Origin of the sequence: Nocardia acididurans, assembly GCF_016741815.1 — a bacterium.
GTDB classification, from domain to species: domain Bacteria; phylum Actinomycetota; class Actinomycetes; order Mycobacteriales; family Mycobacteriaceae; genus Nocardia; species Nocardia acididurans.
This window is the reverse complement of sequence record NZ_JAERRJ010000006.1, coordinates 440,693-453,064: the sequence shown is the minus strand read 5'-3', so window position 1 is coordinate 453,064 and position 12,372 is coordinate 440,693. Positions and strand designations below refer to the sequence as shown.

At 67.9% G+C, this 12,372-nt stretch carries 11 protein-coding genes and 1 pseudogene; 5 read left to right on the top strand and 7 right to left on the bottom strand.

What is annotated here, in order from left to right:
* The first annotated feature begins 2 nt into the window (after window positions 1–2).
* Complete coding sequence (locus tag JK358_RS18005; protein ID WP_201948831.1) at window positions 3–860, top strand: alpha/beta fold hydrolase; 858 nt, start codon at window positions 3–5, stop codon at window positions 858–860.
* Between the two features lie 54 nt (window positions 861–914).
* Here JK358_RS18005 and JK358_RS18000 read toward each other — a convergent pair whose 3' ends face one another.
* Window positions 915–1,139: a hypothetical protein gene (locus JK358_RS18000; RefSeq protein ID WP_201948830.1), complete on the bottom strand. Its 225-nt coding sequence runs from the start codon at window positions 1,137–1,139 to the stop codon at window positions 915–917.
* 157 nt (window positions 1,140–1,296) lie between these two features.
* Between JK358_RS18000 and JK358_RS17995 the strand changes: the two genes are divergently transcribed.
* Complete coding sequence (locus JK358_RS17995) at window positions 1,297–2,217, top strand: alpha/beta hydrolase (RefSeq protein WP_201948829.1); 921 nt, start codon at window positions 1,297–1,299, stop codon at window positions 2,215–2,217.
* Window positions 2,218–2,220: 3 nt separating this feature from the next.
* On the opposite strand, the gene JK358_RS17990 is transcribed toward JK358_RS17995, so the two are convergent.
* The 3 genes from JK358_RS17990 to JK358_RS17980 form a co-directional block, all read right to left on the bottom strand.
* The gene (locus JK358_RS17990) at window positions 2,221–2,817 is read right to left on the bottom strand and encodes a TetR/AcrR family transcriptional regulator (RefSeq protein ID WP_201948828.1); all 597 of its coding nucleotides are present in this window, start codon (window positions 2,815–2,817) and stop codon (window positions 2,221–2,223) included.
* A 16-nt stretch (window positions 2,818–2,833) separates the two neighbouring features.
* Window positions 2,834–4,018, bottom strand: a complete 1,185-nt coding sequence (moeZ, locus tag JK358_RS17985) for an adenylyltransferase/sulfurtransferase MoeZ (protein WP_201948827.1) — start codon at window positions 4,016–4,018, stop codon at window positions 2,834–2,836.
* A gap of 94 nt (window positions 4,019–4,112) precedes the next feature.
* Window positions 4,113–5,087 (bottom strand): DUF3152 domain-containing protein, encoded by a 975-nt coding sequence (locus tag JK358_RS17980; RefSeq protein WP_232851513.1) that lies wholly within the window; start codon window positions 5,085–5,087, stop codon window positions 4,113–4,115.
* A 631-nt stretch (window positions 5,088–5,718) separates the two neighbouring features.
* Here JK358_RS17980 and fasR point away from each other — a divergent pair.
* Window positions 5,719–6,384: an HTH-type transcriptional activator FasR gene (fasR, locus tag JK358_RS17975; protein ID WP_201948825.1), complete on the top strand. Its 666-nt coding sequence runs from the start codon at window positions 5,719–5,721 to the stop codon at window positions 6,382–6,384.
* Between the two features lie 118 nt (window positions 6,385–6,502).
* On the opposite strand, the gene JK358_RS17970 is transcribed toward fasR, so the two are convergent.
* A complete protein-coding gene (locus tag JK358_RS17970; RefSeq protein ID WP_201948824.1) occupies window positions 6,503–6,730 on the bottom strand; it encodes a DUF3107 domain-containing protein in 228 nt (75 codons plus the stop codon).
* A 98-nt stretch (window positions 6,731–6,828) separates the two neighbouring features.
* Complete coding sequence (locus tag JK358_RS17965) at window positions 6,829–7,530, bottom strand: ferritin-like fold-containing protein (protein ID WP_201948823.1); 702 nt, start codon at window positions 7,528–7,530, stop codon at window positions 6,829–6,831.
* Window positions 7,531–7,697: 167 nt separating this feature from the next.
* Here JK358_RS17965 and JK358_RS17960 point away from each other — a divergent pair, with 167 nt between their 5' ends.
* A complete protein-coding gene (locus tag JK358_RS17960) occupies window positions 7,698–8,918 on the top strand; it encodes an SGNH/GDSL hydrolase family protein (protein WP_201948822.1) in 1,221 nt (406 codons plus the stop codon).
* A 2-nt stretch (window positions 8,919–8,920) separates the two neighbouring features.
* On the opposite strand, the gene JK358_RS17955 is transcribed toward JK358_RS17960, so the two are convergent.
* Window positions 8,921–9,955, bottom strand: coding sequence for an alpha/beta fold hydrolase (locus JK358_RS17955; protein ID WP_307817598.1), 1,035 nt, complete (start codon window positions 9,953–9,955; stop codon window positions 8,921–8,923).
* Window positions 9,956–10,434: 479 nt separating this feature from the next.
* Here JK358_RS17955 and JK358_RS39310 point away from each other — a divergent pair.
* Window positions 10,435–12,039 (top strand): annotated as a pseudogene (locus tag JK358_RS39310) (DEAD/DEAH box helicase); the annotation flags it as partial.
* Window positions 12,040–12,372: the final 333 nt, after the last annotated feature.

Below are 12,372 nucleotides of genomic sequence, written 5' to 3'. Positions count from 1 at the left end.
GTATGAGCACCACCCATTCCGGCACGCCCACCTTCGTCTTCGTGCACGGCTCCGGATCCAGTTCGTTCATGTGGACGACCATCCAGCGTGAGCTGGCGCTGCGCGGGCAGCGCAGTCTCGCGGTCGATCTTCCGGGACACGGATTCGACGCCCAGTTCCCGGTGCCCTACCAGGCGCCGCAGCAACTCGACCGGCTCGCCGTCGAACCGTCCACCCTGGCCGGGGTCACCCTCGAGGACAATGCCGCCGCGGTGCGCACCGCGGTCGAACGCGTCGCCGAACACGGTCCGGTCGTCCTGGTCGGCTCCAGCCTCGGCGGAACGAGCATCAGCGTTGTCGCCAACCAGATCCCCGAACTCGTCGATCGGCTCGTGTACATCTCCGCCTGGGCGTGCACCACGCTGTCGAATCCGGTCGAGTACATGGGCGAACCCGAATTCGCGGACAGCCTGCTGCTCGAACTCGCCGGCATGAACATCGGCGATCCGATGACGCTCGGGGTCGGCCGGGCCAACTATCGCGGCGCCGACCGCGACCAGCTCACCCGGTTGCACACCGCCCTGATGGAAGACCGCAGCGAGACCGAGTTCCTCGCCTTCCTCAACACCCTGCAACCGGACGAATCACTGGCCGCCATGACCGGTGACGCCCGCCTGCATCCCGACAGCGGCGGCCGGGTCCGCCGCCGGTACGTGCGGCTGACCCGCGACCGATCCATCCCGCTCGCCATGCAGGACCGGCTCATCGCGGAGGCGGACGCCGCGACACCGGGCAACCCCTTCACGGTGCACACCCTCGACACCGGGCACGCGGGCTTCGTCTACCAGCCGGAGGCAGTGGCACAGCTGCTCCTCGAATGACGAAGAGCCCGGTGGGAATTCACATTCCCACCGGGCCCCGCGAATCGGGTGACCTCAGGCGCAGGCCGACCACACCTGGAGGTGACCCGGCACGTTGTACACCGTGCGGGACCGGTCGATCGCCTTCGACTCGGCCTCGGCGATGCCGCTGCCACCGGCCGGCACCGCACCGAACGAGATCGCCGAGGCCGCCGCGAGGACGGCGGCGGCCGTCGCACGGCGACGCGACGAGACAGCGGACCGAACCGGCCCCTGGACGCTCTTGTGGACTCCCCCCACGATCCATGGCGCGGCGATCCGTGCCGCCGAAACCTGAGCAAACGGCCGCGATCGGTCGGCGAGTTGACATCGCTGCAGGTCAGGAGCGTTCTCGGTGAGAGCGCGGGTGACGTCAACGCGAGTTGTCGTGGGCGATTCCGCAGGTGAGGCTGGAGGTATGGATTACCTCCAATACCTCCGGTTCCTGCCCCTCGAATATCAACAGCGCGCGACGCTCGCGCCGACGTCCACGTGGTGGTCGTGGCGGGACAGGCAGGTGCATGTGGCGCGGGCGGTTCGCCCTGAAGCGGCGGTGCGGGTGCTCGGGATTCACGGCGGCGGTGGGCATGCCGGGATCATCTGGCCGCTGGCCGCGCTCGCGGCGGAGGCGGGCGTGGAGGCCATGGCCATCGACCTGCCGCTCTACGGTGACACGATCGAACCCCGGCCGGAGGCCGTGCGGTACCGCGACTGGGTCGAGCTGCTATGCGAATTCGTTCGGGCGGAACACAATACCGACGGGCGGCCGCTGATCCTGTTCGGGGCCAGTATGGGCGGGATGCTCGCCTACGAAATCGCCGCGCGCACAGGGACTGTGGCGCATGTGGTGGCCACCTGCCTGCTGGATCCCGCCGATCCCGCGGCGCGCCGGGCCATGGTTCGCCTGCCGCTGCTCGGTGGTCCGGCCCCACGGCTGATGCGGTCGATCACGCCGATACTCGGGGATGTGCGGGTGCCGGTGCGGTGGCTCGCAGATATGAAGAACATGAGCCTGGATCCGGAACTGTCGCGGCTGTGCGGACGCGATCCGAAGGGCGGCGGGGTACGCCTGCCGCTCGGATTCCTTTCCGACTACCTCGATTTCGCGCACACGCCGCCGGAGACCTTCACCGCCGCACCGGTCACGCTGGTGCACCCGGCGGCGGACCGCTGGACCCCGCCGGAGCTGAGCCTGCGCTTCCTCGCACGGATTCCGGAGCGTACGCGGGCGGTGCTGCTGGAAGGCTGCGGGCACTTTCCCATCGAGGAACCGGGGCTGGGGCAACTGGCGACCACGCTGCGCGAGGTGCTGGCCACCACCGCCGACACCGCCCGGTGACGGTCATCCCGCCGGTTCGGCGGTGAGCCGGTGCACCAGCATCATGAGCCGGTCGACATCCGGGCGGTCGCGTGTCAGCACACGGTGCACCTGGGCGTCGACGGCATGGACCAGCGTGCGGGCCAGATAGTCCGGATCGCCGCCACCCCGGCCCAACCGGACGAGGTGGAACGAGATCTCCTGTGCCAGATGGTCTTCGAAGGCCCGCAGCGCCGCCAGCTCCACCGGCAAGCGGGGCGCGGCGCGGTGCATCAGGGCATGCAGGCCGGGACGGTCCCGATGCAGATCCACCACCGCCGCCAGGATCGCGCGCATGGTCTCATCGAAATCCGGTGTGGTCGAGCGCAATTCACTGAAGACCGCGCCGAGCCGCACGCCCGCCTCGCGCACATGACGTTCAGCCAGCGCGTGCAGCAGCGCGTTCTTGTCCGGAAAGTATTGGTACAGCGTGCCGATCGACAAACCGGCGCGTTCCGCGATCCGATTCGTGGTCGTCGACCAGCCCTCACGATCGAACATCTGTGCCGCCGCCTCCAACAGCGTGGCCACGGTTTCCCGGGACCGGCGCTGCCGGGGGCGTCGGCGCGGACTCTCGCTCACCGCCGTACGTCAGCCGTCAGTAGGTCGGCAAGGAGGTGTCGATCTGGTTGGCCCAGGCCGTGATTCCGCCCTGGACGTGGGTGGCGTCGGAGAAGCCCGCGTTCTTTAGGGCGGCCAGGCAGTCGGCGGAGCGGATGCCCGTCTTGCAGTACAGGACGATGGGGCGGTTCTGCGGGAGGGTGGACAGGGCCTCGCCGGTGAGGATGCGGTCCTTGGGGATCAGGGTCGCGCCCTCGATATTGACGATGTCCCACTCGACCGGTTCGCGGACGTCGATGAGGGCGATGTCCTTGCCCGCGTCGAGCATGTCCTTGAGTTCGCGGGCGGTGATGGTCGAGCCGATGGCGGCGGCCTGGCCCTCCTCGGAGACCACGCCGCAGAAGGCGTCGTAGTCGATGAGTTCGGTGATCGGCTGGCGCTCGGGATCGCGGCGGAGCTTGATGGTGCGGTAGGTCATGTCGAGTGCGTCGTACACCATGAGACGACCCAGCAGCGGGTCGCCGATGCCGGTCAGCAGCTTGATCGCCTCGGTGACCATGATCGAACCGATCGACGCGCACAGCACGCCCAGCACGCCGCCCTCGGCGCAGGAGGGAACCATGCCCGGCGGCGGGGCCTCCGGGTAGAGGTCGCGGTAGTTGATGCCGCGACCGTCGGGGGCGTCCTCCCAGAAGACCGAGACCTGACCCTCGAAGCGGTAGATGGAACCCCAGACGTACGGCTTGCCGGCCAGGACGGCGGCGTCGTTCACCAGGTAGCGGGTGGCGAAGTTGTCGGTGCCGTCGACGATCAGGTCGTACTGCCGGAACAGGTCGATGGCATTCTCGGGTTCGAGGCGAATCTTGTGCAGCTCCACCGTGATTCCGGAATTGATCTCCAGAATCGAGTCGCGGGCGCTGTCCGCCTTGGAACGGCCGATATCGGATTCGCCGTGAATGATCTGGCGCTGCAGGTTGGAGGCGTCCACCTCGTCGAATTCGACGATGCCGAGCGTGCCCACACCAGCGGCCGCCAGATACAGCAGCGCCGGGGAACCGAGCCCGCCCGCGCCGATCACCAGCACGCGCGCGTTCTTCAAACGTTTCTGCCCGTCCACCCCGAGGTCCGGGATGATCAGATGACGGCTGTAGCGGGCGACCTCGTCCTTGGTCAGCTCCGCGGCCGGCTCCACCAGGGGCGGCAGGGGCTTGTTCGTTGACACGTTTGCGGACTCCTCAGAATCGAATTCGCCGAGAACTCGCGGCGCATACGTGCAACACCACGACCCGGAGCGTTCTTCCCAAGCCTAGGCGGCGTCAGCCACGCGGATACGGCCAGGGGTTGAAGCGACAGGTCTTACCGTCCGAGGGCACCACGCCGTCCGGATCCAGCTTCGCGATGTCGTTGTTCTTCGTGCCGAAGGTCTGCTGCATCATGATCGGCGCCAGCCCGCCGTCGGCGTCGCACGGCTGATGCTGGTGGTAGCCGATCGCGTGCCCCACCTCGTGGTTCACCTGATACTGGCGGTAGGAGCCGATATCGCCCTCGAAGGCGAGCGCGCCACGCACCCAGCGCACCTCCGACAGCACCACGCGATCGAGATCGGAGTTGTAGCAGGAGGAGTCGATCGGGATCTCGAAACCGCACGCGGAACGGGTGGACTCCCGGGAGGTCAGGGAAATCCGGAAATCCGGGTCACCGGCGTCGAGCCGCTTGAAACCGAAACGCGAATCATGGGTCCAGCTCTTGGGATTGGCGAGGGTCGCGTCCACCATCTTGGCCACGGCCTCGTCACCGCCGTAACCGGAGGTGTCGACCCCGTCCTCGATTTCCACCGTGTAGGTGAAGACGTGATCCGAGCCGGTGCCGACCTGAGCGCTGGTGCCCGGCACCACATGCCAAGTCCCCTTGCCGGTTTCGGTGAAGGAACCCCCACCCGGAACCGCGCCCGTCGGCAGATCGACCGCGTATTTCCCACTCCCGGGCGGCGGCCCGCCGAGCACCGGCGTCGTATCGTCGCGAGCGCTGAGCGGACCGAAAGTCGGTAGCCCGGTGACACTTCCGCCATCACTGCGGACCGCGTCCACCGCCACCAGCACGGTGACCACCAGCAGCACCGGCAGCGCGTAGGCGCGCCAGCCGTAGGTGGAGACGAACCGGCCCAGGGCGCTCTGTTTCTTGGTCTCACGTTCGGGGCGCTTGCGGCCGCGGCCCTCGGGCGGGGCGGTGGGATCCCAGTGGGCGCGCAGCGGCTGATGCGGCAGCGGCAGGCGATCGTCGGTGGTGGCCAGAACGCCGCCCGGAGTGCCGGGACCTGCGCCCGGAGCGCCCGGACCTGCGCCGGGAGGCGTTCCGGCCGGGCCGGTGTACCCGGTTCCGGCAAGGCCGGTCGATCCTTCGGGGCCGGATATCCCGCCCGGACCCGCCGGTGGCTGACCGGCGTCGGTGTAGAGGCCCAAGGGGTCGTAGACCGGCCCCGTGGGTCTTCCGCGCCGCCGGGAACCGGCTGCGCGGGGCGCGGTGGCCCCGACCGGACGGCGTGAATCGCGGCCACCGGTATATCTGCCCCCATGGTCGGTCACGATCACCAGGTTCTCACAGAGTGAGCCCGGGCACCCACGGGCGGGGTCCGAGGGGGGTCCGGCTGGTCTTTGTCACCAGCCATCGGGTAAGAAAAGCGGCACATCTCACAAATCGGCACATGTGTTCCACTTCTGTGACCCGGCTCGCATAATCGACGAAACGTTCCGCGCATGCGGAGATATATCGACCTAGTGCAGTTGCCGGATTCGACGCGTCGAGATCGGGAACAACCAGCACACCAATATTCGGAACCTGGATCGGCATCGGGAGCCCGAGCGAGTATCGTTCGTGGGATACCCGGTGACATCCTTCCCGCCGGGAATCAACTGGGAGATCGGAATGACTGACCTCGTGGACCGGATGACCACGCACCGCTTGGCATCCGAGGCCATGGCGCCGACTAAGCGCGGCACCCGCCTGCCCCGCGAGGCTCGCCGCGCCCAACTACTCGCGGCCGCCGGCGAGGTATTCGTGCAACGCGGCTACCACTCGGCGGGCATGGACGAGATCTCACAGTGCGCGGGCGTCAGCAAACCCGTTCTCTACCAGCACTTCTCCAGCAAGCTCGAGCTCTACCTCGCGGTCCTGCAGAACTATGTCGACGCCCTGGTGTCGAGCGTGCGCCAGGCGCTGCGCTCCACCACCGACAACAAGCAGCGCGTCCGCGCCGCCGTGCAGGCCTACTTCGACTTCGTCGATCACGAAACCCAGGGCTTCCGGCTGGTTTTCGAATCCGATCTGACCAATGAGCCGCAGGTGCAGCGCCGCGTGGAACAGGCCACCGAAGCCTGCGTCGACGCGGTGTTCGACCTCGTCGCCCACGACTCCGGCCTCGACCCCTACCGGGCGCGGCTGCTGGCCGTCGGCCTGGTCGGCGCGAGCCAGCTCAGCGCGCGGTACTGGCTCGAGGCGGATCGGCCGATCCTCAAGGAGGACGCCGTGGAAACCACGGTGGATCTGTGCTGGGGCGGCCTGAAGCACGTGCCGCTGCACCCGATCGACTGAGCAGACCGACCGCGTAGACCAAAATTTCTGCCCCGCCGAATGATTCGGCGGGGCAGAAGTTTTTTGTCCGGATTCAGTCGGCCGATCCGGGTTTCCCGGTGCAGTCGGCCGGCGAAAATCAGACCGCGGCGAAGCCGACGCGGCCGGAGGTCGAGGTGCCGATCTCGACGTAGGCGACCTTGCTGGCCTGGATCAGGAATTTGCGGCCCTTCTCGTCGGTCAGCGTCACGACGCCGCCCTCACCCTGCAGCGCGCCGGTGACGATCGCCTCCACCTCGGCGGGGGTCTGCGAGCTGCTGATGACGAGCTCACGCGGGCTATCCGAAATGCCGATCTTGACCTCCACGGCCAACCTCCGAACCTAGAGTCCTGTGCTGTCCTCGCCAACGCTAGCGCAGCAGTCAACCGGTCCGGAGCCCAGCGCCCTGCGCTGTCAGCGAACAGCTAGCCCAGACCCAGCACCCGCATGCGCTCGGCATGACTGGCCTGCATGTGCTCGAACAGGGTCGCGATGCCGTTCAGGTCGCCGGTGGCGGTGAGCACCAGCTCGGTCAGATCGTCGCGCTGCGCCATCACGTACTGCGCCTGCGTGATGGCCTCGCCCAGCAGGCGGCGTCCCCACAGGGTCAGCCGGTCGCGCTCGGAGCGGTTCTGCGCGACGGCCGTACGCACCTCCTCGATGACGAACTCGGAGTGGTTGACCTCGGCCAGCACGTCACGCACCACGTCGGCGACCTCGGGAGCCAGGGCGCCGGCGATCTCGGTGTAGAAGTCCGCGGCGATACCGTCGCCGACATAGAACTTCACCATCGATTCCAGCCAGGTGGAGGGGTCGGTGGAGTCGTGATATGCGTCCAGGGCGCGCACGAACGGGGCCATGGCGTCGAACACGTCCACGCCGCGTTCGGCCAGCGCCTGCTCGAGGGTTTTGAAATGTTCCATCTCGTTCGCGGCCATCTTGGCGACCGCGACCTTCCCGCGCAGGGTCGGCGAGAGTTTGGCCTCTTCGGCCAGACGGTAGAAGGCGGAGATCTCACCGTAGGCGAGAACGGCGAACAGGTCGGTGACTCCGGGATGGGCGGCGGCGATGCGGCCGTCGGCCGAACCCTCTCCCAGGCCGAGCGCAGTGGACGAATTTGCTCCCATGACAGACCACCCTAGTCCGTGCCGACCCGGACCATTCACCCATCGGCGGGCACACTGCCGGCGTACCCTCGAGATGTTCGTAAGCGCTTGCGGCACAACATAGCTCATGATCGAACCGGAATCTCGGGGCGACCGGTACGAACTTTTCACCAGGCGGAGAAACCACCATGCCTACCGCAATCCAGAACCTCATCGTGCTCGGCGACAGCCTCTCCGACATCGGCATCAAACGCGAAGCGCCCAGCGGCATGTTCGCCCGCGCCGGCGGCATGATGCGCACCAACGAAGTCGGCCGCTACAGCGACGGCAAGAACTGGACCGATTTCGTCGTCGAATGGATGGGCGGCGAACCGCTCATCCGAGAAGACCAGACCACCACCGAACACGCGACCGCACCGCATCGCCGGCTGACCAAGGAATGCCTGGTCCTCGGAACCGACCGAGGCGCACTGGCACCCGTCCGCTACGCCAACTACGCCGAGGGCGGAGCCATCGCCACCTCGGATTGGAAGGTCCGTCCCAAGGCCGGGGCACTCGGCTTCCTGAAGGAACAGGTCGACCGATATCTCTCCGACCGCCAGAAGCTCGGCGCGAACTACACCGGCGACACCCTGCACATCGTGTGGATCGGCCTCAACGACATCATCACCGCCGGACGACCCGACGGCCTCGAACTCGAACCGCAGGCCGCCAGCACCCAGGAGCCGGTCAAGGTGCCCTCGCAGTCGACCAAGGGCACCGGCATCACACCGCTCGTCCAGGAGATCAACCACGAGATCAACCGCATCGCCGACGCGGTCGGCGCGGGACACGAGCACTTCATCCTCATCGACCTGCCCGATCCCCGGGTCTCGGTGCGATTCCAGGAGAAGGTCGCCGACAAGGGCGAGGGCGCGGCCGCCGCCGAAGCACGCCAGGTGTGGCGGTTCAACGACCTGCTCGCGCACCTCACCAAATACTGGCCGTCCACATCCACGCTGACGCCCCGGGTGAGCTCCGACCCCGCCGAACTGAAGAAGGGCGCGGTGTCGTCCTTCACCGCCGCCGACGTCACCCCGGTCGGCGGCGCCGATCAGGCCAAGATCACCCTGGTGCGAATGGCCGAGTGGATGAACGTCGTCTCCGGCAATCCGAAGAACTTCGAACTCCAGGCGCTACCGCAGGTGCACGGGCCGGTCCGCTACCTCGGCGCGGCCGAACCCATGCGGGATCCCGGCCTGCGCCGCGCCCTCACCACCAGCGATCTCGCCCACCCGACCGAAGCCGTCTACCAGCTCATCGGGCGGCAGATCATGGACACCGCGATCGCCAAGGGCTATCAGCTGGGCAAGCTCGACGCGCAGTCCTGGGCCCAGAAGCGGCCCTACCCAACGATTCCCGGGATCTGAGCTCAGGCCTGATCGCGCAGGAACTTGTCCAGATAGGTCCACGTGGTGTCGCGGGCGATGAGAATGCCGAGGTGCGAACCGGGTGCGGTCTCGTACCGCACCTCCGGCGAACCGGTCAGCGTCGTCAGACCGTGCTCGACCGCGGCGGCCGCGGTGATGGCGTCGTTCGGGCCACCGACCAGCAGCACGGGGACAGTCACATCGGCGAGGGCGATCCGCCGTTCACCCAGGTGGACGACGCCCTTGCCGATGTCGTTGTTGAGCATGAAGCGGCCCCACAGCTGGTTGTAGAAACGGCCGGGGTAGCCGGGCAGGGCGTTCTGGAAACGATCGGTCACCTGCATCCGCGCCAGCGTTTCGGTATTGCCGAGGTTGCTCGCGATGAAGAAGGGGCGCTTGAGTTCCCGATCCCAGGCGGTCGCGCGGTAGGCGAAGCGGGTGATCTGTGCGGAGACGCCGCCCATCGCGCGAATGGCGGCGGTGGCGGTGCGGCCGCCGTCGATCCGCATCAGCGCGCGCAGTTCCTTCACGCCGACCATGTGGTCGTAGCTCAGCGGCGAGCCGACCGCGGTGACCGAGCGGATCGGCAGCGTCTGATCCGCGGCCGCGGTCAGCAGCGCCAGGGTGCCGCCCAGCGACCAGCCCACCAGATCCACCGGCTTACCGCCGCGATCCGCGGAGACCTGACGGATCGCCTCGGGCAGGATGTCGTCGATCCAGGTCTCGAAACCCATGGCACGGTCGTCGAAGGTGATGTCGCCGTAGTCGACCAGGTAGGGGGCGCGGCCGGAGTCCACCAGGAACCTGGCCAGGCTCTGCTCCGGGCTCAGGTCGAAGCAGAAGGCGGGCGCGGCCAGCGGCGGCACCAGCAGCACGGCCGCATCGTCGTCGTTCGAGCCGTCGTAGCGGCGCAGTTCGCGGTGCGGCGCGTCCGACAGCACGGTCGCGGGGGTGGGTTCGGGGGCGCCGATCCCATCACCGAAGGTCAGGGCCCACGCATTACGGGCGGCGGTCGTCACGGTCTCAGCGAGGCTCACCCGCACAATTTCGCACATGCCGATACACGCTGTAACACTCATGTGAGCAATCCAACTGCGCGCACCCGGCGGCGTGCCCGTCCCGTGACCGAGTTCCGGTGCGCCGCAATCATTAACGCCGATGCGAAGCAGTGCGCACAACCGGTGCGAATCCCGGTAATCCCGCCGACCAGCGCAATAACGCCACTCGATAGCGGTGGCGGAAATAGGGGCGAAGACCGTATCACGCTACAATCACCGCGGACAGCGAAAATTCTGGCCCGAACGAGTTTGCCGGCGACACCGCGAACCCGGGTACGGGAGCCCGCAGTCCATGGAAAATGTGCGCGCACTCCGATCCTTCAGCAAATGCGCCGCGCCAGGTAGATGCCAAGAATCCGGCAGCGATCCGGACGGTATCCCGCAGCGGCGAGAGAACGGATCAAGTGGTCGTCGCGGACCGACCGGGTCCGCCCCACACCTCGTGCGCGCGAGACGCGATGACGAGGAAAGGCAAGAACCTGAGCAAGATCACCGTAGAGCAGGAACCGGGCGTGGCCGACACGCTGCTGACCGCGGAGCTCGACGAAACCCACACCCCGCCCACCTTCGCCGAGCTGGGCGTCCGCGACGAAATCGTCCGCGCACTCGCCGAGAAGGGCATCGAACGCACCTTCGCCATCCAGGAACTCACCCTGCCGCTCGCGCTGGCCGGTGAGGATCTCATCGGGCAGGCCCGCACCGGCATGGGCAAGACCTTCGGGTTCGGCGTGCCGCTGCTGCACCGCGTCGCCTCGGCCGGATCCGGCACCATTCCGCTGGACGGCACCCCGCGCGCGCTCATCATCGTGCCGACGCGCGAACTGTGCATGCAGGTGAACGAGGACCTCGAGAACGCCGCCAAGCACCTGAAGAACGCCGTCGGCAAACCGCTGCGCGTCACCGCCATCTACGGCGGACGGCCCTACGAGACCCAGATCGCCGCCCTGAAAGAAGGCGTCGACGTGGTCGTGGGCACGCCGGGGCGACTACTGGACCTGGCGGAGCAGGGACACCTGATCCTGGGCAAGGTGCAGGTGCTGGTGCTCGACGAGGCCGACGAAATGCTGGACCTCGGCTTCCTGCCCGATATCGAACGCATCCTCAACATGGTTCCCGAGCAGCGGCAGACGATGCTGTTCTCGGCCACCATGCCCGGGCCGATCATCACCCTGGCCCGCACCTTCCTCAACCGGCCCACGCACATCCGGGCCGAGGAACCGCACGACTCCGCCGTGCACGACCGCATCGCGCAGTTCGTCTACCGGGCGCACGCACTGGACAAGAGCGAACTGGTGGCGCGCATCCTGCAGGCCGAAACCCGCGGCGCGACAATGATTTTCGCGCGCACCAAGCGGACCGCGCAGAAGGTGGCCGACGATCTGGCCGACCGCGGCTTCGCCGTCGGCGCGGTACACGGCGACCTCGGGCAGATCGCACGCGAGAAGGCGCTCAAGAAGTTCCGCGAAGGCAAGATCGACGTGCTGGTCGCCACCGACGTGGCCGCCCGCGGCATCGACATCGACGATGTCACCCACGTCATCAACTACCAGTGCCCCGAGGACGAGAAGACCTACGTCCACCGCATCGGCCGCACCGGCCGCGCGGGGCGCACCGGCGTCGCCATCACCCTCGTCGACTGGGACGAACTGAACCGCTGGTCGAGCATCAATTCGGCCCTCGACCTCAGCATGCCCGAACCGGTCGAAACCTACTCCCGCTCACCGCACCTCTACGCCGAACTCGGCATCCCCGAGGGCGTCACCGGCACCGTCCGCGCCAAGAAGCCGCAGCGCGACGACGACGCGGTCGTGGTGGAACGCGAATCCCGCAGCCCCCGCAACCGCAACCGCCGCCGCACCCGCGGCGGACGCACGGTCGACGCGGACACCACGGTGAGCACCGAATCGACTGCCCCCGAAGCGGATTCGCCCGCCGCCGAGGGCGAGTCGGAGAAGTCCGGCCGCCGCCGGCGGCGACGTCGCCGGGGCAAGGGCAACGGCGAGCAGGCCGCGGCCACGCCGGTGGAAACCACCGAAACCACCGAAACCGCAACGGATTCCGCCGACTCGGACGCTCCCGCCGAGCGTTCGGGCCGCAACCGCCGTCGCAACCGCCGCAACCGCGGCGCGGACGCCACCGTCGAGTCCACCGCGAACGGCACCGCCGCGCCGACCGGCACCACGGCCCGTCCTGCGGACACCGGCACGGAAGCCACCGAAACCGTCACCACCGCAACGGATTCGGCCGTCGACGAGCAGCCCACCGGCCGCACCCGCACGCGGACCCGCCGCGGCAAGGGTTCGGGCGAGGCCCCAGCCAACGGCACCGCCGAGACGGCGAACACCGTGCGCGACACCGAATCCCGCACAACCGTCCCGAACGGCGTCCTGTTCTCG

What these genes read in the sequence shown, in the direction of transcription:
- JK358_RS18005 (WP_201948831.1), top strand. Translation starts at nt 3, where the DNA reads ATGAGCACCACCCATTCCGGCACGCCCACCTTCGTCTTCGTGCACGGC.
- JK358_RS17995 (WP_201948829.1), top strand. Translation starts at nt 1,297, where the DNA reads ATGGATTACCTCCAATACCTCCGGTTCCTGCCCCTCGAATATCAACAG.
- fasR (WP_201948825.1), top strand. Translation starts at nt 5,719, where the DNA reads ATGACTGACCTCGTGGACCGGATGACCACGCACCGCTTGGCATCCGAG.
- JK358_RS17965 (WP_201948823.1), bottom strand. Translation starts at nt 7,530, where the DNA reads ATGGGAGCAAATTCGTCCACTGCGCTCGGCCTGGGAGAGGGTTCGGCC.
- JK358_RS17960 (WP_201948822.1), top strand. Translation starts at nt 7,698, where the DNA reads ATGCCTACCGCAATCCAGAACCTCATCGTGCTCGGCGACAGCCTCTCC.